18 protein-coding genes and 1 pseudogene are annotated in these 24,905 nt (G+C 53.0%); 15 read left to right on the forward strand and 4 right to left on the reverse strand.

Translation table 11 applies throughout. The annotated features are described in order from the left end of the window. Positions 1–115 precede the first annotated feature (115 nt). From wecC (J3362_RS03465) to J3362_RS03515, 11 genes and pseudogenes are all read left to right on the forward strand, one after another. A complete protein-coding gene (gene wecC, locus J3362_RS03465; protein ID WP_349518148.1) occupies positions 116–1,318 on the forward strand; it encodes a UDP-N-acetyl-D-mannosamine dehydrogenase in 1,203 nt (400 codons plus the stop codon). Next, entirely contained in the window at positions 1,315–2,448 is a 1,134-nt protein-coding gene (gene wecB / locus J3362_RS03470; RefSeq protein WP_349518149.1) for a non-hydrolyzing UDP-N-acetylglucosamine 2-epimerase, read from the forward strand. Before wecC (J3362_RS03465) ends, wecB (J3362_RS03470) begins: the two co-directional genes overlap by 4 nt. Further along, the gene (locus J3362_RS03475; RefSeq protein WP_349518150.1) at positions 2,412–4,097 is read left to right on the forward strand and encodes a heparinase II/III family protein; all 1,686 of its coding nucleotides are present in this window, start codon (positions 2,412–2,414) and stop codon (positions 4,095–4,097) included. Before wecB (J3362_RS03470) ends, J3362_RS03475 begins: the two co-directional genes overlap by 37 nt. Next, positions 4,094–5,314, forward strand: coding sequence for a glycosyltransferase family 4 protein (locus J3362_RS03480; RefSeq protein ID WP_349518151.1), 1,221 nt, complete (start codon positions 4,094–4,096; stop codon positions 5,312–5,314). Before J3362_RS03475 ends, J3362_RS03480 begins: the two co-directional genes overlap by 4 nt. Further along, positions 5,311–6,249, forward strand: a complete 939-nt coding sequence (locus tag J3362_RS03485) for a UDP-glucose 4-epimerase family protein (protein WP_349518152.1) — start codon at positions 5,311–5,313, stop codon at positions 6,247–6,249. The genes J3362_RS03480 and J3362_RS03485 overlap by 4 nt, the downstream gene beginning before the upstream one ends. Positions 6,250–6,306: 57 nt before the next feature. Continuing rightward, a complete protein-coding gene (locus J3362_RS03490; protein ID WP_349518153.1) occupies positions 6,307–6,864 on the forward strand; it encodes a sugar transferase in 558 nt (185 codons plus the stop codon). A gap of 84 nt (positions 6,865–6,948) precedes the next feature. Then, positions 6,949–8,883: a nucleoside-diphosphate sugar epimerase/dehydratase gene (locus J3362_RS03495; protein WP_349518154.1), complete on the forward strand. Its 1,935-nt coding sequence runs from the start codon at positions 6,949–6,951 to the stop codon at positions 8,881–8,883. 74 nt (positions 8,884–8,957) lie between these two features. Then, positions 8,958–10,091 carry a non-hydrolyzing UDP-N-acetylglucosamine 2-epimerase gene (gene wecB / locus J3362_RS03500; protein ID WP_349518155.1) on the forward strand — a complete coding sequence of 378 codons (1,134 nt, stop codon included), beginning with the start codon at positions 8,958–8,960 and terminating at the stop codon, positions 10,089–10,091. A gap of 13 nt (positions 10,092–10,104) precedes the next feature. After that, positions 10,105–11,358 (forward strand): UDP-N-acetyl-D-mannosamine dehydrogenase, encoded by a 1,254-nt coding sequence (gene wecC, locus J3362_RS03505; protein WP_349518156.1) that lies wholly within the window; start codon positions 10,105–10,107, stop codon positions 11,356–11,358. A 43-nt stretch (positions 11,359–11,401) separates the two neighbouring features. Then, positions 11,402–12,794, forward strand: a pseudogene (locus J3362_RS03510) (MBL fold metallo-hydrolase RNA specificity domain-containing protein). Between the two features lie 143 nt (positions 12,795–12,937). Next, positions 12,938–13,306, forward strand: coding sequence for a histone-like nucleoid-structuring protein, MvaT/MvaU family (locus J3362_RS03515; protein WP_069183136.1), 369 nt, complete (start codon positions 12,938–12,940; stop codon positions 13,304–13,306). 36 nt (positions 13,307–13,342) lie between these two features. On the opposite strand, the gene J3362_RS03520 is transcribed toward J3362_RS03515, so the two are convergent. Beyond that, the gene (locus J3362_RS03520; protein ID WP_349518157.1) at positions 13,343–14,296 is read right to left on the reverse strand and encodes a GGDEF domain-containing protein; all 954 of its coding nucleotides are present in this window, start codon (positions 14,294–14,296) and stop codon (positions 13,343–13,345) included. Between the two features lie 3 nt (positions 14,297–14,299). Beyond that, complete coding sequence (locus tag J3362_RS03525) at positions 14,300–15,328, reverse strand: response regulator (protein WP_349518158.1); 1,029 nt, start codon at positions 15,326–15,328, stop codon at positions 14,300–14,302. Between the two features lie 351 nt (positions 15,329–15,679). Here J3362_RS03525 and J3362_RS03530 point away from each other — a divergent pair, with 351 nt between their 5' ends. Together J3362_RS03530 and sbcB are read left to right on the forward strand one after the other, a co-directional pair. After that, on the forward strand, positions 15,680–16,564 hold the full coding sequence (locus J3362_RS03530; RefSeq protein ID WP_349518159.1) for a hypothetical protein: 885 nt from the start codon (positions 15,680–15,682) through the stop codon (positions 16,562–16,564). Positions 16,565–16,613: 49 nt separating this feature from the next. Next, on the forward strand, positions 16,614–18,059 hold the full coding sequence (gene sbcB / locus J3362_RS03535) for an exodeoxyribonuclease I (RefSeq protein ID WP_349518160.1): 1,446 nt from the start codon (positions 16,614–16,616) through the stop codon (positions 18,057–18,059). 58 nt (positions 18,060–18,117) lie between these two features. Here sbcB and J3362_RS03540 read toward each other — a convergent pair whose 3' ends face one another. Together J3362_RS03540 and J3362_RS03545 are read right to left on the reverse strand one after the other, a co-directional pair. After that, positions 18,118–20,118 carry a tetratricopeptide repeat protein gene (locus J3362_RS03540; RefSeq protein WP_349518161.1) on the reverse strand — a complete coding sequence of 667 codons (2,001 nt, stop codon included), beginning with the start codon at positions 20,116–20,118 and terminating at the stop codon, positions 18,118–18,120. Positions 20,119–20,313: 195 nt separating this feature from the next. Further along, on the reverse strand, positions 20,314–22,125 hold the full coding sequence (locus tag J3362_RS03545; protein ID WP_349518162.1) for a flagellin N-terminal helical domain-containing protein: 1,812 nt from the start codon (positions 22,123–22,125) through the stop codon (positions 20,314–20,316). 386 nt (positions 22,126–22,511) lie between these two features. Here J3362_RS03545 and J3362_RS03550 point away from each other — a divergent pair, with 386 nt between their 5' ends. Then, complete coding sequence (locus tag J3362_RS03550) at positions 22,512–24,356, forward strand: flagellin N-terminal helical domain-containing protein (RefSeq protein WP_349518163.1); 1,845 nt, start codon at positions 22,512–22,514, stop codon at positions 24,354–24,356. A 70-nt stretch (positions 24,357–24,426) separates the two neighbouring features. After that, positions 24,427–24,861, forward strand: a complete 435-nt coding sequence (locus tag J3362_RS03555) for a flagellar protein FlaG (protein WP_349518164.1) — start codon at positions 24,427–24,429, stop codon at positions 24,859–24,861. The last annotated feature ends 44 nt before the right edge of the window (positions 24,862–24,905 follow it).

Here is a 24,905-nt window from a genome sequence, read left to right on the forward strand (position 1 = left end):
CCCACCCTGAAATCCCATTTTCTGTAAGACCGTTTGCCTCAGTTTCTTCAGGCCGGCGGCACTTCTCAATTCGGGGTGCGGGTTCAACGTTATTCGTAATAGGTTTGGTATTTTTATGTTGTCTGATTTGAAAATCTGTGTTGTTGGCCTTGGTTACATTGGGCTGCCTTCGGCTGCTTTGCTGGCGAATCGCGGCTATCAGGTTCAGGGCGTCGATATATGTCCAGAGGTTGTGGATACCATCAATAAGGGGAGTATCCATATTGTCGAGCCTGATCTCGATTCGTTTGTCCATTCAGCGGTTAATTCTGGCCATCTGAACGCGTCTTTGCGTGCCGAACCTGCAGATATTTTTATTTTGGCCGTGCCTACACCATTTCACGAAGGGTTTGTTCCCAACATTGACTATGTGCTAAGCGCGACCAAAGCGATAGCCTCAGTGGTTAAACCCGGAGATATTGTAATTCTCGAATCTACATCCCCAGTAGGCACTACTGAGAAGGTTGCAGAAACCCTGCGCAAAGCAGGTGTTGATACGGATGCTCTCCACATTGCACATTGTCCTGAGCGGGTCTTGCCGGGACACATTATGCGCGAACTGGTTGAGAACGACCGTATTGTGGGGGGCATCACTCAGGAAGCTGGCGAAAAAGTTGCTGAGTTTTATCGCACCTTTGTCACCGGCGAGGTGTTGCTGACGGATGCAAGGACTGCAGAGATGGCAAAGCTGACAGAAAACAGCTTTCGCGATGTCAACATTGCCTTCGCCAACGAACTCTCCCTTCTCAGTGACAAATTCGGCATTAATGTTTGGGAGTTGATCCGACTGGCCAACAGGCATCCACGCGTTAATATCTTGCAACCTGGTACGGGAGTCGGGGGGCACTGCATTGCGGTAGACCCCTGGTTCATTGTGCACGAGGGTGGCGAGGATGCGCGTTTGATTCGCTCTGGACGCGAGGTTAACACCCGCAAGACCGAATGGGTGGTAGAGAAAGTCCAAAATGAAGTGCTTGCCTTTCGTGAAGACAAGGGCCGAGAGCCGGTAGTTGCCTGCATGGGGCTCGCGTTCAAGCCAAATATCGACGACTTGAGAGAATCGCCGGCACTATGGGTGTTCCAGAAACTGGTGGCGGCCGGGATTGATCCAATGGCTGTTGAGCCGAACGTGAAAAAACATCCAAGTATTGTATTAACGCCTTGGAAGGATGCCGCCCAACAAGCCGATATCGTTATTTATCTGGTTGCACACCGAGAGTTTCAGAACCTTGAGGTGATGGGGAAAGTACTCGACTTCTGTGGGGTGACTGAGGCATGAAGGTTCTTTTGGTGTTTGGCACACGGCCAGAAGCAATCAAGATGTCCCCTTTGGTTAAGGCATTGCAGGCTGACACTTATTTCGATGCGAGGCTTGCGGTAACCGCCCAGCACCGTGAAATGCTCGATCAGGTGTTGTCTTTGTTTTCACTTAAGCCGGATTATGATCTGGACATAATGCGACCGGGTCAGGATCTTTATGAGGTTACCAGCAGAGTATTATTGGGTTTGCGTGCCGTATTGTCCGACTTTAAACCCGATGTCGTCTTGGTTCACGGAGACACCGCCACTACATTCGCGGCCACATTGGCTTCATTTTATCAGCAGATTCCCGTTGGCCATGTGGAGGCAGGTTTAAGAACGGGTGATCTTTACTCTCCCTGGCCCGAAGAAGCGAACCGGCGCCTGACCGGCACACTGGCAACGTGGCATTTCGCGCCGACGGAGCGAAATCAGAGAGCGCTCGTAGAGGAGGGGGTTGCCCCAAACCAGGTACTGGTGACTGGAAATACAGTAATCGATGCCCTGCACTGGGTTGTCCAGAAGGTTGAAGATACGCCTGTTTTAAAGGAAAAAATCGACAGCGCTCTTTGTGCAGCGGGTTTAAATGAACAACTGACGGATGAGCGCTATGTGCTGGTTACCGGCCACAGACGTGAAAACTTTGGGAGTGGCTTTGAAAATATCTGTGCAGCTTTGCGGGCTCTTGCCAAAAGCAACGAGGGTACACATTTCGTCTACCCGGTTCATCTGAACCCGAATGTGCATGGGCCAGTAAGACGCCTACTCGATGGGCTTGGCAATGTACATTTGATAAACCCCCTCGGTTATGAACCGTTTGTATATCTGATGAAAAATGCTCACTTGGTCCTGACTGATAGTGGTGGTGTTCAGGAAGAGGCGCCGGGTTTGGGTAAGCCTGTACTGGTCATGAGAGACACCACCGAGCGTCCAGAGGCTGTGGAGGCTGGTACTGTACGACTGGTAGGAACGGAGAGCTGCATTATTCGTGATGCGGTGCAAGAGTTGCTGGATGATGAAGAGCTCTATGGTCGAATGTCTCGGGCCCATAATCCGTATGGAGATGGGTATGCTTGCAAACGGATTGTCGAATTCTTGAAGCAACAATGAAACGGTTTTGGTTCCTTTTGAACACAGTCCGCTATCTGAAATTGAGCCAGCTTTTCTATCAGGTTTTCTACCGTGTCAGGAAGCGTCGCGCCAAAATTCAGTCTGAGCCGGAATTGAGAGGTGCATTAGGGCCTTGGCCGGGAGCGCAGTTCTTGCAGCCGGCCTCTGTGGACGGCAAAACCTTTACATTCCTGGGACAAACCGCTCGCTTGGGAGACGATTGGAATCATCCATCTTTTCCGAAGCTCTGGTTGTATAACCTTCATTATCAGGATGACCTTAATGCCAAGGGTTCTGAGGATCGTCGCGAACTTTCTGCGTATCTGATTGATTCTTGGATTGCAGCAAATCCCCCAGCTGAGGGTAATGGTTGGGAGCCATACTGTCTTTCTCTCAGGTTGGTCAACTGGGTCAAGTGGTTTAGCTGGCTCGAATCTCAACACCTTAAACGTGAGTGGTTGATCTCTTTATCTCGTCAGGCGGATTCCCTGGAGCGGCAGCTGGAATTCCACATTCTTGCCAATCACTTGTTCGCAAATGCCAAAGCGCTGGTTTTTGTCGGTGTATTCTTGGGGGGCAAGCAGGGAAACCGGTATTTGTATCGAGGACTAGACCTACTTGGGAAAGAGCTAAAAGAACAGTTCTTCGCTGATGGAGCGCACTATGAGCTCTCGCCTATGTACCATTCCATCCTCATGTGGGATGTTGCGGATCTTTTGGCTCTCAAGCAAGCTAGTAGATTGGATGTTCTGAATAGCGAGGCGAAAGTCTGGGAAGAGTGCTTTGTCAAGGGTATGGAATGGCTGCGAGCCATGGTTCACCCTGACAGGGAAATTGCCTTCTTCAATGATGCGACTCTGGGCATAGCACCAACTCTTGAAGACCTGGAAGAATACGGGCAGAAACTCGGTATTCAGTTACCCCCATCCTATACTCCCCAAACGCTGAGCGGTCGGATTCTACAAGCCAGCGGTTATTCAATCATTGATTGGCCGGGCAACCATCGATTGATCGCCGATGTAGCGACCGTGGGACCAGATTATCAGCCTGGTCACGCCCACGCTGACACTCTTAGCTTTGAATTCAGTCTTTTCGGGCAAAGAGTGTTTGTGAATTCGGGAATCTCTCAATACGGTGACGACGCTGAACGGTACCGGCAACGTTCCACCGCTGCCCACAACACTGTGGAAGTGGATGGAGAGAATTCATCTGAAGTCTGGTCGGGCTTCAGGGTGGCGCGTCGTGCCAAGCCGTTTGATGTAAAAATAGATAATAATCACTCGGGTATTTCTTTACAGGCGAGCCATGATGGATATCGGCGTCTGAGGGGCAAGGTTATTCACTGTCGACGTTGGTTTGCTACCGATGAAAGTTTGATGATTGAAGATGAATTACAAGGGAATTTTCAACGAGCTGTTGCCCACTTGCACTTTCATCCCGATGTAACTGTCGAGCATGAGGGTAAATCGTGTTTCCGAATTCGGTTACCCGATGGGAAAAGTCTGATTCTGGAGCTTTCGGATAGTTGGCCCAATTTAGTGACCAGCCACTGGCATCCCGGGTTCGGTGTATCGCAAAAAATCCAGAAATTATCAGTTGAGTTCTCCGGTCCGAGGCTCAATACGCAAATACGTTGGAGTTCTTCTTGAAAATTCTGTTTTTAAGCTTCTATTTCCAGCCAGATTTATCAGCGGGCTCTTTTCGCAACACAGCTTTGGTTGAGTCACTGCTTGCAAATCTGCCGGAAGGTAGCGAGCTAGACGTAATTACGACCCTTCCCAATCGTTATGCCGGGTTCAAGGCTGAGGCATCTGAGGAAGAGGTCAAGGCTAATTTGACGATTAAACGAATTCCATTGCCTCGACATGAAAGTGGTATGGCTGATCAGTCGAGGAGCTTTCTGGCTTACGCCAGACAAGTAATGCGGTTCGTTGCGGACAGAGATTATGATGTTGTTTTTGCCAGCTCTTCCCGATTAATGACAGCCACTTTGGGAGCCCTGATCGCTCGTAAAAAGGATGCTCCACTTTACCTTGATATTCGTGACATTTTTGTCGACACAATCAAAGACGTGCTGCCGCGTAAGCTGTCCTGGTTAATGAAACCTTTCTTTGCGGCAGTAGAGCGCTGGACGGTGTCTAAAGCCGATCGGCTGAATATTGTTTCTGCTGGTTTCCTGCCCTATTTCGAATCCCGATACCCAAGTGTTTCGAAGGTTGTCTTCACAAATGGGATCGATGAAGAGTTTTTGCGCGTAGCGCCCAGTGGAAGACTCGAAACCGCTGTTGCGCGAGATACCTCCAGCAACGTTGAAACCCAAGATCAGCGGATTTTTGAAGTCCTGTATGCCGGTAACATTGGGGAGGGGCAGGGCCTGCATAATCTGGTTCCCGGGCTTGCCAAGAGACTGGAAGGCCGCGCGAAGTTTCGTTTGATCGGAGGTGGTGGGCGACTGCGTCAACTCGAAAATGCAGTTGCGGAAGCAGGTTGCACTAATGTTGTAATCGAACCGCCGATTCCTCGTTCCGAGTTGATCGACGCATACAAACAAGCTGATGTCTTGTTTCTTCACCTAAACGACTACGAAGCATTTCGAAAGGTTTTGCCCTCTAAGTTGTTTGAATATGGAGCAATAGGTAAACCAATCCTTGCGGGTGTGGCCGGTTATTCTGCCAGATTCATAGAGGAGTACTTGGATAACGCTGAGGTATTTTCTCCATGCTCGGAGTCAGAAGCCGTTGAAGCTTTCGAAAGATTGCGTATTGGTGACGCTGCTCGTTTTGAATTTGTTAAGCGTTTTTCGCGCAGGCGGATAATGGATGATATGGCCAGAGATGTGATTGCGCTTGGAGAGTGTCGCTCGTGAGAAAAGTATGCGTAACCGGAGGAACAGGTTTTGTAGGATCACGTTTGGTCGAAAAACTCAAATGCCATGGCTATACGGTTGTTGCGCCAGTGAGATCGCAGAACTCTGAAGCTGATGGTCCGGTGGTTGGCGATATTGATGGGCAGACAGATTGGACTTCTGTGCTCCCGGATGTGGACACGATTATTCACTGTGCAGGTCGAGCCCATATAATGAATGATAACTCGTCAGACCCTCTTTCAGAGTTTCGAAAGATCAATGTGGAGGGAACCTTAAATCTGGCCAGACAGGCCATTGCAGGTGGCGTGCGGCGTTTTGTGTTTTTGAGTTCGATTAAGGTGAATGGTGAACTGACCAGTGGAGGGGAGGTTTTTCGGGAGTCAGATACACCGAAGCCAAGCGATCCATATGGGATTTCCAAGCTGGAAGCCGAGATAGGCTTGCTGGAATTGGCACGACATACTGACCTTGAGGTGGTGATAGTAAGGCCTCCCTTGGTGTATGGACCTGGTGCGAAGGGCAATTTTGCCAGCATGCTAAGTCTGGTGAAAAAACATATACCTCTCCCCCTCGGTGCTGTAAGAAACAAGCGCTCCTTAGTGGCCTTGGATAATCTGATCGACCTAATAATCACTTGTGTTGAGCACCCTGCTGCAATTAATCAGGTTTTTCTGGTCAGCGATGGGAATGATCTTTCGACCACTGAGTTATTGCGCGCAGTTGCGCGCGCGATGGGTAAATCTTCCCGCTTGCTACCCATACCCGCTTCTGTGCTAGTGATTGGTGCGGCCGTTCTGGGAAAAAAGGCGGTTGCGCAACGACTGCTAGGATCTTTGCAGGTCGATATCTCGAAAGCGCGTGACTTATTAGACTGGGAGCCTCCTTTATCCCTGGAAGAAGGCCTGTTTAAAGCGGTTGAACGTCATGTGGATTAGCTTAGAGCGTCGGGAAATGTGGCGAAGATTAAACAGAATATTTGATGGAAGGTGTCTGTGATTCGGTTTTTTGATTTTGCTTTCTCTTTACTTGGCCTCGTCTTCGGATTGCCGTTGCTGCTCCTGTTAACGTTGATAGGTTTTTTTGACACCGGCTCGCCGATTTTCAGGCAGGAGCGGGTGGGCCGACACAAAAAGCCGTTCACCTTGGTTAAATTCCGCACGATGAGCAAAGAAACACTGTCTGTCGCCAGTCACCTGGCCAGCCCTGCTGCGATTACACCATTCGGTCGCTTTCTGAGACGAACCAAGTTGGATGAACTGCCGCAGTTGTGGAATGTGCTGAAAGGCGAAATGAGCCTTGTGGGCCCGAGGCCGTGTCTCTTCAATCAGGAAGAGCTCATTTTGGAACGTGAAAAGCGCGGTGTTTTGGCTGCCAGGCCGGGTATTACCGGACTTGCGCAGGTGAACGACATTGATATGTCTACGCCAACACTCTTGGCAGAGACGGATCAGAAAATGCTTCAGAATCTGACTGTGTCGGCCTACTTCAAATATATTTTGATGACTGTTTCGGGGAAGGGCGCCGGAGACAGAGTACCCGGAAAACACTGATTGGCTTCTTCAAAGCATCGCTCGCGCTCCTTGTGTCTTATAATATCAGGTGCCCCGTATTTTTTTAGCTGGTAAAGGAAAACCATGTTCCAGAGATTTCTGAATCTTTCGCGGGTTCACAAGAGACTGATTTCGGTCTTCGCAGATGTTGCCGTGCTGTTCTTTGCTCTTTGGGCAGCATTTTCGCTTCGCCTGGAGCAGCAGTTCTGGGTGCCCGACCGGGGCCAGCTCATCGTCTCGGGTCTCACAGTCGTTATTACCATTGCGGTATTCGTTAAGCTGGGTCTGTATCGGGCGGTGATCCGTTATCTGAGCGACCGGGCTTTTATCACGGTCATCACTGGTGTCTTTGTATCTGCGATTACCCTGATTCTGCTTGGGTATTGGCTTGAGGTGCTGGTGCCCCGCTCAGTTCCCATCATTTACGGCGCACTGGCCTTTATTTTCGTGAGCGGTACTCGCATGACAGTGCGTATGATGGTGAACCGACCGAAGCACAATAATAAGCAGTATGTTGGCATTGTGGGTGCCGGAGAAACCGGGCTCCAGCTGGCCAACGCGCTTGACCAGGGCACGGAATACCATCCCAGCGCGTTTATCTCTCTTTTGAAGGCGAATCACAGAGCACTTGTGAATGGTATACCGGTTTACGATATCAGCCATATTGAGCGCGTTGTAAAAGATCACCGGATTAAAAGGTTGTTGTTGGCCCTGGATGCTGACTCAGGCATTGATCGCAAGCGGTTACTCAAGAGGCTTGAGCCTCTGGCCATTCCGGTGCAGACCGTTCCCACCATGTCAGAGTTGGTGGCAGGACAGGCACGAATCAACGATATCCGGGATCTGGAGATTGAAGACCTTCTGGGTAGGGATCCCGTTCAGCCCGACAACGCCCAGGTGGCTGCAAGCCTGTATAACGGGTCTGTATTGGTTACGGGTGCAGGTGGTTCCATCGGTTCCGAACTTTGTCGGCAGATTATTCGCCACCGGCCGGCTCGTTTAGTGCTTTTTGAACAATCGGAGTTCTCACTTTATGCCATCGAGCGTGAGCTGCAGGCACTGAACTCCATTGAGGGGTTAGGGGTGGAGATAAACCCCTTGCTTGGAAGTGTTACCCATCGCAGGCGTTGTGAAACGGTCATGCGGAGCTTTGGCATTGAAACGGTTTACCACGCCGCTGCCTACAAGCATGTGCCACTGGTTGAGCATAATGTGATCGAAGGTGTTCAGAATAATGTTTTCGGTACTTTCCACGTGGCGGAGGCTGCAATTGCAGCTGGAGTGCACCGATTCGTCCTGATCTCTACGGACAAGGCAGTGCGCCCGACCAACGTTATGGGTGCCAGCAAGCGGATGGCGGAGTTGGTGCTTCAGGGGTTGGCTCAAAGACAGTCCGGGACCATTTTCTCTATGGTCCGTTTTGGGAATGTCCTCGGCTCATCCGGTTCTGTGGTTCCATTATTTCGAGACCAGATTCGTGACGGCGGACCGGTAACAGTAACGCACCCGGACATCATTCGTTATTTCATGACCATCCCTGAGGCGAGCCAGTTGGTTTTGCAGGCTGGCAGTATGGGCCAGGGTGGAGAGGTGTTTGTGCTGGATATGGGCGAGCCCGTGAAGATTGCGGATCTGGCTCGCAAAATGATTCATCTTATGGGTCTCGTGGAGAAGACGGATGACCGACCGGATGGAGATGTTGAGATTGTGTTCTCCGGACTGCGGCCGGGAGAGAAGCTGTATGAGGAGTTGTTGATTGGCGATAATCCTCAAGGCACTGCCCATCCCCGAATCATGATGGCTCGCGAAGCTTCTATGCCGTGGGAGGAAGTGGAGCAGACGCTCAACGGATTGATTCGGGCCAGTCATGAATTCGATTGCCAGGGCATTGTCGATATCCTGAAAAATGCGCCGACTGGTTTTGCGCCAAATGGAAGTGTTGCCGATCTTGTGTGGTGCAATGGCGCCAAAGATGTCATACCCTTTCAAGTAGAAAAGGTAAGACAGCTTCATCAGTGAGTTCGTTAGGTAACTGAACAGGGACTGGCAGTCGTTGCTGGCAGATGTTCGCTTTTGGAACGCATCGTTTGATTATGGATAAGATCAAAACTCTTTGTGTATTTGGTACCCGCCCTGAAGCCATTAAGATGGCTCCGCTTGCACTTAAACTAGCCGCCGACGCCCGCTTTGATGCGGGCGTTTGTGTAACTGGCCAACACCGGGAAATGCTGGACCAGGTGCTGGAACTCTTCGGCATTCGTCCGGATTTTGATTTGAATATCATGAAGCCCGGGCAGCACCTTACCGATGTGCTGACGGGTATTCTGGCAGGTATGCGAGACGTTCTCTCCAGGGCGCGTCCGGACATCGTGCTGGTTCACGGCGACACTGCCACTACTTTCGCGGCTTCACTTGCCGCCTATTATCAACAGATTCCGGTAGCACATGTGGAGGCGGGATTGCGGACAGGCAACCTCTATTCGCCATGGCCGGAAGAGGCGAACCGTAAGCTGACAGGCGTGCTCACACGGCTACATTTTGCGCCCACGCCTAAATCGGCTGAAAATCTTGCACTGGAAGGTGTCCCACCATCCCACATAGAGGTTACCGGAAACACGGTCATCGATGCGCTCCTGACAGTAGTCGCACGCGTGGACGCTGATCACCAGTTGCGTTCGGGGTTTGAAGAGCGCTTCGATTTTCTTGACAGCAATAAGAAGCTGATTCTGGTTACTGGCCATCGACGAGAAAGCTTCGGCGGCGGGTTCGAGCGAATTTGCCAGGCACTTGCGAAAGTGGCGAAACGGTACCCGGACTGCCAGATCTTGTATCCGGTTCATTTGAATCCCAATGTCCAGGAGCCTGTGCGGCGGTTGCTTGGGGGCATTGATAACATTCGCCTGATAGAGCCGCTGGACTATTTACCGTTTGTTTATTTAATGAATAGGTCTCACATAATTCTGACCGATTCAGGCGGTATACAGGAAGAGGCCCCCTCTCTTGGCAAGCCGGTTCTGGTGATGCGTGAAACCACAGAGCGCCCTGAGGCGGTAGATGCCGGCACGGTTCGCCTGGTGGGGACTGATGTCGATTTGATCGTAAGTGAGGTTGAGCGCCTGCTAACTGACGAGGCGGCGTACAAGGAAATGGCGTTTGCCCATAACCCGTACGGGGATGGCAAGGCCTGTGATCGCATTGTTGAAGTCCTGTCACACAGGGAATGGTAGAGAGGTTAAGGATATGGCTGTTGGTACGATTTGCGTTGTAGGGCTTGGGTATATAGGCCTGCCTACGGCGGCCGTGTTTGCGTCCCGAAAGTTCAAGGTTTTTGGTCTGGATGTGAACAAGGAGGTGGTGGACTCAATTAACCGGGGCGAGGTTCACATTGTTGAGCCCGACCTCGACATGGTCGTCAATGCGGCAGTAATGCAAGGATACCTGCGAGCCACTTCTGAGGCGGAGCCGGCGGATGCGTTTTTGATTGCAGTGCCAACGCCCTTCAAGGGCGATCGTCACGACCCGGATCTCACTTATGTCGAAGCCGCGAGCAGAAAGATTGCGCCAGCTCTTAAACAAGGAGACCTGGTGATTCTGGAGTCGACTTCTCCGGTTGGCACAACAGAACAGGTTGCCGCCTGGCTTGCAGAGGAAAGACCAGACCTTACGTTCCCCCAGCAAGTCGGTGAGAGTTCCGACATTCGCGTGGCCCATTGCCCTGAGCGAGTCTTGCCTGGCCAGATTTTGCGTGAGCTGGTGCAGAATGACCGGGTGATTGGTGGAATGACAACCCGGTGTGCCGCAGCAGCTGCCGATCTTTATAAAGTGTTTCTTAAAGGCGAGTGCGTACTCACCACTGCGCGCACCGCTGAGCTATGCAAACTTACCGAGAATAGCTTCCGCGATGTAAATATTGCCTTCGCAAATGAGTTGTCGGTCATTTGTGGAACGTTGGATATCAACGTGTGGGAATTGATCCGGCTGGCGAATCGACATCCCCGGGTCAATATTCTTCAGCCCGGTCCGGGTGTTGGCGGGCACTGCATCGCGGTGGACCCCTGGTTTATTGTCAGTAGCGCGCCTGAAGAGAGCCGCCTGATTACCACAGCCCGTCATGTTAATGACGACAAGCCGCGATGGGTGATCGACCAGGTCAAAGCTTCGGTTGCTGATTATCTGCGTGACAATCCGGACAAGAGCATCCGTGATGTAACCGTGGCTTGTTACGGCCTGGCTTTTAAGGCTGACATTGATGATCTGCGTGAAAGTCCGGCATTGAACATCGCCCGGGCCTTGCTCGCTGAGCACGGTGGCCCTGTTCAATTGGTGGAGCCAAATATACGGAGGCTTCCTGATTGGCTGGCCAGGGAAAAGCTGGTCACCGTCGATCACGCCCTGAAAGAGGCGGACATACACGTTCTGTTGGTTGATCACGCAGAGTTCAAGCGAGTGAGGCCCCAGCAGGGCATTATTGTGGATACCAGAGGTACCTGGTAAACCCGTTGCCGGCTCGGAAGCCAACCCCGACAAGGATGTCAGAATGATCAATATTTCCCATCACGGCGCCACCTCGGGCGTAACCGGCTCCTGCCACGAGCTTACCCTTGGTCGAGGGTGCCACAAGAGCGGCATCCTCATCGACTGCGGCCTGTTCCAGGGCCAGGATGAAGGCCGCGGTGCTTCCGCCTCCGATCTCTCCATTGATTTTCCCATCGAACACATCCGGGCTTTAGTGGTCACCCATGTGCATATAGACCATGTGGGGCGCATTCCCTATTTGCTGGCGGCCGGGTTCGACGGCCCCATCATTTGTTCCGAACCCTCGGCCATTATGCTACCGGAGATACTTGAGGATGCCCTGAAAATCGGTTTCACCCGCGACCGGCAGCTGATTGATCGGGTTCTGGGGCTGATTCGTTCCCGCCTGGTGCCGGTGCCTTATGGCCATTGGCATTCGGTGTTTGCTGAGGGTGATTGCTCGCTGTCGGTTCGGCTTCAGAGGGCTGGCCATATTCTGGGCTCTGCCTATGTGGAATGCGATGCTCGTGAAGGGGAGACTGCAGAGCGGATTGTGTTCAGTGGCGATCTCGGGGCGCCTCATGCTCCATTGTTGCCAGCCCCCCAATCGCCTGAACGGGCGGACAGGCTGGTGATTGAGAGTACTTATGGGGATAAGAACCATGAGGACCGGGAAACGCGGCGTTACAGGTTAAAGGCGGTACTGGAGCACGCTCTTGAAGATGGTGGAACGGTATTGGTGCCTGCTTTCAGTATTGGGCGGACGCAGGAATTACTTTATGAGATTGAAAGTCTGATCCATGAGTTTGGGGGCGAACTTTGGAATAATCTGGAGATCGTCGTGGATTCACCGTTGGCCGCAGAGTTCACGCGGATATATCGGGATTTGAAACCCTATTGGGATGCCGAGGCTAAGGAATTGGTCAGGCAAGGGCGGCACCCTTTATCGTTTGAACAACTGACCGTGATTAATTCTCATGAAGAACATCTGAATGCTGTGGATTATTTGGCGCGGTCTCATCGGCCTTGTGTGGTTTTGGCCGGTTCTGGAATGTGCGCCGGTGGCCGCATCGTTAATTATCTCAAAGCAATGCTGGGTGATAAGAGAAATGATGTATTGTTTGTGGGATATCAGGCCGCGGGCACTCCTGGGCGTGATATCTTGAATTATGGTCCCAAAGAGGGCTGGGTTCAGTTTGATGGCAATCGATATGACATTCGGGCTCGGATTCATCAGGTAAGTGGATATTCCGCCCATGCGGGGCAATCGGATTTACTTCGATTTATTCAGGGTATTTCCCAAGCCCCCGCAAGAAATTCGAATTGTTCACGGGGACGAAGACGCTAAACAGGCATTTAAAAAAGAGCTAGATAGTCTTCGATTCTCCAATGTTTTGATTCCAGTTGGCAATTGAATAAGTTCCAAAGTTACCGGAGTTAATAACTCTTAAATAAATAAACTTTGCGGTATCTGCCTTGTTGATTTATTATTTGCGGGACTTTTAGTCAACTCCATTTAAGTTTTTTAAAACCCCTATTTGAATAAGGTTTTAATTCCATGGCAAAGATTAACGATTATTACCAGAAAAAACAGCTTATGGAAAAGCTTGCTGCAGAGCTGGAACAGCTTGAAAAAGACCAGGCTCTGAAAGGTGAACTGGAGTTTGAAAACAAGGTTCGCGCCTTGATGAAGGAGTATGACAAGTCACCGAAGGATGTACTTCAGATTCTTTCTGCAATCGACCCTTCCGTGTCAGGCGGCAAATCTGATTCAACTTCTGGCAGCCGCCCGAAGCGCCCGATGAAGACTTACAAGAACCCGCACACCGGTGAGGTGGTCAAAACCCGCGGTGGTAATCACAAGACGCTGAACGAATGGCGTCAGAAGCATGGTAAGGAAGCTGTACAGAGCTGGCAGCAGGACTGATACCAGCCGGCCCTTCTCCTTTCAGGGGAAGGGCTGTTAACCCACTACCACTCGATTCCGCCCGCCTTCCTTTGCCGCGTACAACGCTTCGTCCGCCTTCTGCATCCACTGCATATAGTTTTCAGGTTCGTCCGTTAACTGGGCAATGCCGATGCTGACGGTATAGCGGATGGGTGCGACGCTGGTTTCCACCACGCTCTGTTCAATGCTTTCCCGTATCCGCTCGCAGATAATGCGTGCGCCCTCGGCGTCGGTTTCCGGCAGTATGATGCCGAATTCCTCACCGCCGTAGCGCCCGGCGCTGTCGGATTGACGGATGGCATTGCGGGTGACCCTGGCGGTGTGTTTGATCACTTCGTCCCCGGCCAGGTGGCCATGGGTGTCGTTCACTGGCTTGAAATGGTCGATATCAAACATCACCAGGCTGGTGGTGTGGCCATAGCGGCGGAAGCGTTCGAACTCCGCGTCCACCAGGTTTTCCCAGGTGCCCCGGTTGAGCAGGCCGGTCAGGCGGTCTGTCATGCTCAGTTTGGCCAGCTGTTCGTTGGCTCGTTCCAAGGCCATTTTGCTGCTGGCGATGTCGGTCACGTCGTAAACCATCAGACACACTTTGTTCACTTCCCCCGTGGTGCCGGATAGTGGGCTGATGGTGAGGTTCTGGAACATGTACTCTTCAGTGCCGGTGATGGGGCGAGTATTGCGGAACTGGAACAGGTAAGGGCGTTGCTCCCAGGAGGTAAAGGCTTTGGTATTAAGCAAGGCCACGGCGTCTACTTTTCGGGTCAGCCAGGCTTGGGGGATATCCGGGAATACATCGAACAATACCTGACCCTGAATCTTGCTCGCCGTGATGCCGCTGTGGTTTTCCATGAATCCATTCCAGACTTCGACTTTGAAATCCAGGTCCAGGACTACCAGACCCACTTCCACGGATTCCAGCATGTCCATCAGCCAGTGAAAGGAGTTGGCTTCAGATTCTTCTATGGCCATGAGTCAGTCCACCAGATATTGCAGGCGATCTTCGAGAAAAGGCACTGAATCCTCGGTAAGAAGGATCAGCATGTCGCATTCGATATCCCGGTCTTCCAGGGCGTAGCAGATTTCGATACACAGCAGCTGTTCTTCATGGGCGCTGTGGTGCTCCAGTAATTCGGTAATTTGGCGGTGCTGCCCCAGCACCGTGGGGTGGCCAAGGCCGAGTTTCAGGTCCAGCTGGTCACCAATGCCTTTGAGGAAGGCGCCGAAGAGTATGCTGGACATATCCATCAGCACTTCGACGTTCACCGCTTCACCCTCAAGGGTGTCGTAGTGAAGCATTTCCGCCATTTCCCGGAAGCTGGCGTCTGCGAACAGCAGAAGAGCCTCTCCGGCGATGCCGGCACCGGTGAACCCCTGGCACACGGCGGAATAGGTGTCGCTGTCGCTGACCGAGGAAATGGCCATGTGCAGTTCGGAGTTGGCCAGGAAGGCAACCTTGGGAATCGGTTGTTTCACGAAAACCCGTAGCAGGCGGGCCAGCAGGTCGGAGGACCGGCCCATGGCGACGTTGGAAATTTCCTGCAGGTAGTCGTTCAGGGAAACGGAGATTTCCGGAGCGGCACTGCCTGTGCTCTTCAGGCTGCTGTCCTGTAGCGCCGAATCTTCGAGTTCACCAGGCCGGTACACCCCGTATTCCACCAGCAGGTCAAGTACGGTGCAGGTTTCTGTCGGCTTTTTGATGAAGTCGAGAGCGCCAAGCTTTTTGACCCGTTCCCGGGCGTCAGGCTGGATATCGCCGGAAACCACAATGGTCATCACCGGTAGATCTTCCTTGCGAACCTGTTCCAGCACCTGGTAGCCATCCATCTCCGGCATGTTCAGATCCAGGAACATCAACTCGGCCTCGTGCCTCCGCAATTTCTCCAGTGCTTCTACACCGTCTTTCGCGAAACTGACCTCCCCGCGTAGTCCTTCTGGCAGGGCTCGGGCCATTTGCTTTCTAGCAAGGGCGGAGTCGTCGCAGATCAGAATGCGGGTGGTCATTGATGGGGCCGTAGAGGGTTGATCATAAGGTGCGAAAGTATACCAGTAGTATTTGTTGTGTACACGTTTGCTACAGCATTCGTAACAATAGGTAAGGCGTTGTAAGTATTTTAAGCCAAAGGTTTTGTGACTGTATTCAAACTTGGTTGAGTATTACTGAATTGTAAATGGTGATTGTGACTCTGCTCACTCTATTGGCCGATCTGCCTTGGTTATAGTGTGCGTGCGGCAAATAAAAAATAATGTAAAACGCTGCCGCCTGTGAGCACCGGAAAACCAAAAACAAACCGGGCTGCAGTGGAGTCGGGCGTCGGAAACTGACTCTAACTAACTAATTCAGAGACGCAAAATATGAGACAGCGAGCGTATGGATACGCTGCCGTCACCCTGTTCTGCCTGGGTATTGCGCCCGTTGTCCAGGCCGAGCTGAAGCCCATTTCTGAGGAAACTATGGGTGAGGTGACCGGGCAGGCTTTTATGCAGATCGAAAACATCCAGGATATACCGGGTAATCCTCATGAGTTCACGCGCATGACGCTGACCATGGATGTGGAAACCCGGATGAACGTGGATGACGTGCAAGCTGGCGAACTTGATGGCGGCGTGGACTTTGCCGCACAGCATGTGGCGCTGGGCCATATTGCCCGTAATGACGGTCAGCAGTTCAATGGCCGCACCTACAGTGCCGGAGATACCGTTCATTTCGAGGCGTTCAAACCCTACATCGAGCTGGCGGAAGACCCTGCCGAGGGTAAGCTTTCTGGTTTTCGTATGGGGTTTGGACAGGCGAGAGGGTCGGTTTCCTCGCTGACCAGCAGTTTCAGTGGCGATATTGGCCTGAAGTTGGTTGATGGATCCGGGCAGGAATTCGACGCGACCCTGTTTGATGAGAACACTCAGGCCACCCAATACCGGGCCAGTCATATCGGCATTGATGATGGAACGGCGGACTGCGCCTCAGGCACTAACTGCGCACCTCTGACGCACCTACAGTCACTGTATGTGGGCGAAGAGGGCGCTGATGGCGTTACCGATTTCACCAGCGATTTCTTCATTGGTTTCCAGCGCGAAGGAGTGGACTGGCAGAGCCCGGATGGCGCCACCGTGATCAATGCTGGAAAGGGCGTGTTCATCAATCTGCCCACCAGCATGAAAGTGGATATGAGCCAATTGATCACCCAGGGTGTGGACCGGCTGCAGACCCATCGGGACGATATGGGTACCCAATTGTTTTAAATGCTAAACTCCTGCCAGTGTTTAATCCATTCGGCAGGAGCTTAGTCCCTTGATCCGCTCGTTTTACTGGCACGATTACGAAACCTTCGGCGTAGACCCGGTTCACGACAGGCCTTCCCAGTTTGCCGGCGTGAGAACGGATGCGGATCTCAATATCATCGAAGAGCCGCTGGTAATCTACTGCAAGCCTGCCGATGATTACCTGCCATCGCCCGAAGCCTGTCTGATTACCGGGATTACCCCTCAAAAGGCCCTGGAAGATGGCTTCCCCGAGGCGGAATTTATCGCTCAGATTAATGAAGCCTTCAGCCAGCCCGGCACCTGTGTGGTTGGCTACAACAGCCTGCGCTTTGACGATGAAGTGACCCGCCACACCCTTTACCGCAACCTGCGCGATCCCTACGCCCGTGAATGGCAGAACGGAAACTCCCGCTGGGACATCATTGATATGGTGCGCCTGACCTACGCCCTGCGTCCGGAGGGTATCAACTGGCCCCGCAAGGAAGATGGCAGCCCCAGTTTCAAACTGGAGGAGCTGACCGTTGCCAACGGCATCGCCCACGAAGCGGCCCACGATGCCATGTCGGATGTTGAGGCGACCATTGCGGTGGCCAAGCTGATCAAGGAAAAACAGCCAAAGCTCTTCGATTTTGTTCTGCATAACAAAGACAAACACTCGGCTCGGGCGATGTTGGACACGGCTGCCATGAAGCCGGTGTTCCATATATCCGCCAAGTACCCGGCCAGCCGTGGGTGCTGTGCACTGGTTGCTCCGGTGGCCGAGCATCCAACCAACAAGAACCTGGTGATTGTTTACGACCTGCGCGAGGACCCCAGCGAGCTGATCAACGCCAGCCCTGAGCAAATTCGTGAGCGGGTATTTACTTCCCAGGCAGAACTTGGGGAGGGCGTCAGCCGTTTTCCACTGAAAGGCGTGCAGTTGAACAAATGCCCGGTGCTGGCGCCGGCAAACATGCTTTCAACACTCTCTCCGGAGCGCCTCGAAGAATTGGCTCTGGACGGGGATACCCTGCGAGCTAACCTGGCCATGCTGCGCAAGACGCCGGACTTGCTGGCCCGAATTGCCGAGGCTTTTGATCAGCCCCATGAAAGCGACCTGACAGACCCGGATGAGCAGCTCTATGCAGGTGGCTTTATCAGCAAAACTGACCGCGAGAAGCTGAACTGGGTGCTGGAACAGCCGATTGAGACGCTTGGCGAGCTGGAGGTGACCTTTGAAGACGATCGCCTGCAGGAGCTGCTCTTTCGTTATCGGGCGCGGAATTACCCGGGTAGCCTGATGGGCGAAGAAATGGAAAGATGGGAGGAGTTTCGCAGCCAGAGATTAATGCACCCGAAGAAGGGTTGGCGGTCTCTGGAGACTTTTGCCCAGGAACTACAACGTCTGGCGGCAGACCCGGAACTCACGCCGCAAAAGCGGCATATCCTTGAGGATCTTCATTTGTATGGGGAGTCTTTAATCCCCTACATCTGAGGATCCGAGTGCGGAAGCGAGGTCAGATGATACTCTGCATCTGACCTCGGGTTTCTGTTCACCGCCGCTTCAGGAAATAGACGCTCAGATTCTGCCCCATCAGACTCTGCACTTCACTGCCCAGGGCTTCCGCCTGGATCTGCTTCTGAACCGGTGCGGTAGCGAGGCTGTGGCCATCCACATCCCGCGCTTTCACAAGTTTCCACTCCACCTCGTTACTCGCCATGGCCATCAGCTCTTTCAATTGGGCTGTGTCCTGCGGCCGAAACCATCTGTCCCTGCAGCCCCCGAGGCTGTAAAAATCAGCGTCGGCGGTCAGTTCCTGCCAGGCGGCATCGTTGCGATTGGCAAGAACCATCCGTCGGAGTTGGCGCAATGTCTGTCGCGTGGGTTGTAGCTTGTGCTCACTGACCAGTTTTCGAATCTGTTTGTCACCAGCCGTTTGTTCCGCAATGGCAGTGTGCATGTGCACCACTGCACCAGAACCAGTGGCCTGGTTAATCAGGGCGGCAAGCGAAAGGGTGTTCATGGCCGGTGAGGGCAGGCGACCAACTTCAATCCAGCGCACCTGGTGGCCATCCGCCACAAAACGCTGGGCGATGGACCAGGGCCAGAACACGATGTTGTCCATGCCCATTTCGTTCGCCATGCGCGTGGCTTTGGCGATGTTGGCCAGGGATTCATCTACCGCGATCACTTCCACATCGTCCAGATAGCCGGCCAGTTCCATCGCCCGCTGGCCAGACTGCGCACCGCACACCATGATCCGAAGGGTGGCCGGGAGATTGTCCGTGTCCAGCCCCAGTTCAGTGGCCATCAGGGTTTTCAGGCTGCTTTCGGTACGATAGGCCAACCGGGACCAGGACGGCCATGCTTGGGGAACATCGGTCTTCTCCAGGCAAAGCTCCTCGGCCTTCTCATCGAAATTCTGCTTGATGGCTTCGTCTTCGGCCCGATCGTAATAGCTGGCGGCCAGGACTGACTGTAATGCCAGGGGCCAATCCACTAGGTTCCATTGGCCAAGTTGTACCGCGAAGGGCTGATGGAAGAGGGCACCATACATGGCGCTGATCATCAGTGATCCGATGAGTCCATCCTGTTCCTCGCCAAGGGCAAACTGGGCCTGGATGCTGTCGTTGATTGCTGAGACCAGTCTTTCTTCGTCATCTTCCGCAGCGAGGGCATAGCCGGTTCTGTCGGCGTACTGAGCGATGGCCAGCGTCAGGCGCTGCAGCTCGTCCCGAAGTTCAACGGTTTGCGCTACTTCGGCAATGATCGCCCGACGAAGCATTGTCACCAGTTCTTCCACGGCCGGATTTGGCATCAGAGTTTTCTGGAGGGCAAGGATCAGCAGTTCATCTTCGCTGGCCGCATCCAGGAAAATCTGTGCATCCGGGTTATCCAGATCGTACTGTTGATAAATAATCGCGCCGACAAACCGACCCAATTCCTGGTGCGGCAAACCATCCCTCTGAAGCAAGGCGATCGCATCACGGGCCAGTGCGGAATCGGCTTTGCTCACTTCCAGGTGTTGGGCGCAAGTGAGCATCCCGCTGTATACGGAATCCCATTCAGCGCCGGTTTCCAGAAGCTTGCGATAATGCAAATAAGCGACATCAAACTGCCCCTGCAGTCGCTTGGAATGGGCAACGCCACAGAAAGCGGCGGCAGATTGCCGGTCACACTCCAGGGCCTGCAGGAAATACTGCTCTGCAAGCGCCGGCCGCTCGGTTTTCAGGGCCCAGTAACCCAGGTTGCAATACTGCTGCACTTGCCCCGGCTGATGATCCAGGCTGGCGTTGAACAGGGCATGGGCCTTCTCAAGCTGCCCGTCGTCCATCTCCACACGGCCAAGCAGCCCCAGCCCACCGGCATTCGCTGGCTCCAGAGCCAGCGCCTCGTTCAGATAGCCGCGGCATTCCTGCCGGGACTTCAGCCGCTGGATATGGCTGAGGCCGTTGCTGTTGGACTCCCCATAGGCAAGGTTGGCCTGCAGAAGGAGGCGGGCAACCTGAGCCTGTTGGGATTGGGATATCTGTACTTGATGCTTGGCTTGCATGGGACACCTCTTGGATACAGCCGCAATGGGAAGCGGCAAAGGTCTGCAGTTTTTGACGGTTTGCCGTGCGTTGAGAGAGGTGTTGCGAAAGGTGTGCCAGTTTGTGGAAGCAAGGCATCTAATGAAGAATGCGATTTTTATCCAAAAAAAGAGGGCCCGGTTTGCACCGGGCCCTCATGGTTCCGCTCTTTATCTTTAACCCTGCAGCAACTGCAGTACCTGCTGCGGTCTCGCGTTGGCCTGGGCCAGAACGGAGAGTCCGGCCTGCTGGAGAACCTGGGTTCTGGCCAGCTCGGCGGATTCCGCGGCGAAGTCGGCATCACGGATGCGGCTGTTGGAGGCCGACAAGTTCTCGGACGTAGTGGCAAGGTTCGCGATGGTTGATTCGAAGCGGTTCTGTACAGCACCTAGTTCTGCTCGATAACCGTTGATGGTGTCAATTGCGTAATCAATTGAAATCATCGCTAAATCCGCGCCATCTCGGCTCGATATGTCGACCCCGGTAACTGCGTAGGTGTCGTCAGCAATTGTGGCGTTGACAGCCTGATTGTAATCGTCGACACCGCCGAAGATGCCATCTCCATCTATATCGGCATCAATCGTAATGTCGAAGGCTTCACCGAACTGCGATGAAAAAATAATCTCATCGTTGTCGGAGTTCAGGTTTGCGCGGATGCCTGTTTGGGTGCTTTGAGCATTGATCTGGCTAACGATATCGCTCAATGATCCCATGCCTTCGAAAGTAAACACATCTCCGTTGATATCGACTTCGAAGTTATAGGTGTCGCCATTCGCGAACGATTGACCAAGGGTCAGATCTTCAGCACCATTGATGCTGGCTAGTGCGCCACCTACTGAATTGTTGGGCGTGCCAGTACCGTCTTCAATAACGATGGTGCCAGGATCGGTGTCGCCCGCTCCGCCGGCAGGGTTAGTGATCGTAATTGTGCCACCGCTTTCCGTAACATCTAAGTCGGCACCAAGCTCTGTATCAAGCTGAGCAGCGATATCAGCCGCAGATGCGCCATCGGCAATTGTGACCGGTGTGCCGCCTCCGATAGTAATCGTTCCACCATTCGTGAAATCAAAACCAGTGCTGATATCGATTGTATCGGTGCCGCCACTATCGGTAATCGCACCACCGTTAGTTCGAGAAGCCGTTGTACCTGCGGACCCTGCTGCATCGGTGATGCTGAACGAAGAAACAGCCAAGTCTGTCGAGGTCGGATTGGTAATCGTCAGTGTATTGCCATCGACTGTGACTGTCACTTCCGCCAGGTCTCCGCCGCCGTTCTGAATCTCGGTTTGCAGCGCGGTGGCGAGCGCATCGGCGTCAGCGTAGGAAGCAGCGCCGATGCTTACATCCTCACCACCAATGGTGCCAGTGATCGTGAGATCGGTTGTGAAATCCAGGGTCGACACATTCAGGTCAGTCGTAGCAGCTTCTCCCGGCCCGATGATGTCGCTCGACAATCCAGCGGTTTCTTTCAGTACCGAGCCAATCTGGCTGCCCCGGGAGTCGAGACCGCTGATCGCGATGGTTTCGCCCGTATTCGCGCCAACCTGAAAAGTTTGAGTGTCGAAGGTGCCGTCGAGAACTTTCAGCCCGTTAAAAGAGGTTTGGGCGGCAATTCGGTTGATTTCCTCGATGCGCTGTTGCACTTCCTGATTAAGAGCCTGCCGATCAGAAGGGCTGTTAGTTGCGTTGGCAGACTGAACAGCCAGTTCACGAATCCGCTGCAGGTTGTTGGTGATCTCATCCATGGCACCTTCTGCAGTTTGCGCCAGAGAGATACCGTCGTTCGCGTTCCGCTGCGCTTGATTGAGGCCCGCGATCTGTGACTGGAAGCGTTCAGAGATTGCCAGACCGGCCGCATCATCTTTTGCGGAGTTGATGCGCAGACCAGAAGACAAGCGTTCTAGAGCCACATTTGCCTGGCCCTGCGAAGCATTAAGGTTTCTTTGCGCATTCAGCGAAGCGATGTTGGTGTTAATGACCTGAGGCATATCAATTCTCCCTGCTCAGAGGTGCCGAAAGCCAGGTGCCCGATCACGAAGAGGGGAACCACTGCCGGCGAAATTCGTTTAATTGCCGTTTTGCAGGGTATAAAGCGAATCGCGTGCCAAAATAAGAATTTCGCCATTATCTTATTATTTTCATTGATGAAATAGATCGAATGCGGCTGAAAAATTCTAGTTTGGTGCCAAACAGCTGCCGCTAACAAAGGCATTGAATTGCCGGTTTTACATTTGTTAACAAAAACAGTGGTTTTTTTTCTAAAGCAACCGGATTTGGCGCCGTTAAGTGGAGTAACAGGGCGGCGCTCCCAAACTGAAAAACGGGCGCCAGACCTTTTCCATGAAATAACGACATCAGTCGAAGGAGAAGCATAATGGCTCTCGGTATCAACACTAACGTTGCATCGCTCTCAGCCCAGAATCAGTTGGGTCAGTCTCAGAATCTATCCAACCAGGCTCTGGAGCGTCTTTCTTCCGGTCTGCGAATCAACTCCGCTAAGGACGATGCAGCAGGTCTTGCGATTTCCACTCGGTTCCAGTCTCAGATTTCTGGTCTGAACGTAGCGACCCGTAACGCTAACGATGGTATCTCTCTGGCCCAGACCGCTGAGGGCGCGCTGGACGAAATTACCAACAACCTGCAGCGTATCCGTGAACTGGCTGTTCAGTCCGCTAACGCCACTAACAGTGATTCGGACCGTGAGGCGCTGAACCAGGAAGTTGATCAGCGTATTGCCGAAGTTAACCGTATCGCGAGCCAGACTTCTTTCAACGGCCTGAAGGTTCTTGATGGCACTTTCGGCACTCAGGCGTTCCAGGTAGGCGCGAACGCTGGTGAGACTATCTCGGTAGCTGGTCTGGATTCACGTGGCAGTCAGCTGGGCGCAACTATCTCTCAGACTTCCGGCCTCGCAGCTACCTCTCTCGGTGCCGGTGACGCTGGCGAAACTTCCCTGGATGTTTCGGGCCTTGCTTTTTCTGGTGACATCACCGTCTCCTCAACAATCGGTGGCGAGACTATTGACGTAGCTGCTGCGACCTATGCTGATGCTGATGCACTTGCGGCAGCGATCCAGGGTGAGATTGATTCCAACGGCAACCTTGCTGATGTGACTGTAGCTGCCTCAGATGATGGCAACTCCATCGTATTCAGTAATGCCAGCACTACTGACATCGCTGCAACGATTGATATTTCTGACGCATCTGGTACCCAAGTGAGTGTTACTGGGGCTGATGTCTCCACGACTGATGGCTCAACCACGGCGACCCAGGCTACTCTTTTTGATCCGAGTACTTTGGACTTGGACTCTGGCGTTACCGGCTCTTTTGACGTTACAGATGACTCATCTAACACCACCACTGTAAGCTTTTCTCTGGCAGCGGGCACCGGTAATACACTGGCGGATCTCACTTCAGCTGTACAGGCCGGTTTGACTGCTGCTGGTTTCACAGCAGGCACTGATTTGGGTGCGGTCGACGATGGCAGTGTGGTCCAAATAGAGAGCGACTCAGCTGTCACTTACGATATAGCAAACATCACGGCCAGCGATGGCGGAACGCCAAATGCGTCTACAGGCGGCTCTGTTTCCACTCTGACTGCAGCTGAAGAGCAGACGGTAGCTTCTCGTTTCGAAGCCGGTGAAACAACTTCCTTCTCCCTGAATGTTGCAGGCGAAGCAATCGAAGTGACCGACGCGAGCAACCTGCAGGATGTTGTAGCTCAGATCAACGGCGCAACTAAGGACACCGGTGTGTCTGCCTTCCTGAGCTCTTCCGGTGACGACATCGTATTCGCGTCTGCGAAGGGTGAGAACTTCACAGCATCCATTACTACAGACGTAGATGGTGATGGCACCAACGAAGTGGACCTGACCGTCGACTCTTCAACGGATCCCAACTCCAACGTTTCGGTTAATGGGCTTGATATCAGCACCCGAGCTGGCTCTGACCAGGCGCTGGTAGCCGTTGACTTCGCTATCGACCAGGTAAACCAGTTCCGGTCAGACCTCGGTGCGGTTCAGAACCGTTTCGAGTCAACCATCGCCAACCTGAGCACGTCTGTTGAGAACCTGAGTGCTTCCAACAGCCGTATCCTGGACGCGGACTTCGCAGCAGAAACCGCGAAGCTGTCCAAGGCCCAGGTGCTGCAGCAGGCCGGTATCTCTGTCCTCGCTCAGGCGAACGCCCGTCCGCAGCAGGTCCTGTCCCTCCTGCAGTAAGGGGCAAGCGGTAAAAACCGGAACCTTCGAGTTCCGGTTTTACTCCGTCTAAGGATAGCGAGGTAAAGCTATGAATGACGTTAACCTGAACAGCCCGGATCTGAAGCTGGTTCGCACCAGTGAACAAGCGCCGGCTCGGGCAATTTCGTCATCTCAGGCCGAGGGCAGGAATGCCCCCGACCCTTCCGTTTCGTTCTCCACTACTGAAAAAGTCCAGAGTACTCAGGCGGCTCAAAGCGCGACGAAAGCTGAAAAGCTGGAAGCGCGAACTGATGCTCAAAGGGAGCAGCTGGATGATGCGGTGAGCCAACTGAATAGTTTTGTTCAGAATGTTCAGCGGGATCTACAGTTTGAAGTCGACAACGACCTTGGCCAGACCATCGTCAAAGTGGTTGATCAGTCGACTCAGGAAGTTATTCGTCAGATTCCCGACGAGGTTGCTGTGAGATTGGCCGAAAATCTGCAGCAGGATGAACCGCTAACACTGTTCAATATCAAAGTCTGAAAGCCAGCCGGTCTTTGTAAGCTCAGCTTTCGCAAGGAAACACC

The sequence above is a fragment of the Marinobacter sp. NFXS11 genome (assembly GCF_040148675.1).
Taxonomy (GTDB): domain Bacteria; phylum Pseudomonadota; class Gammaproteobacteria; order Pseudomonadales; family Oleiphilaceae; genus Marinobacter.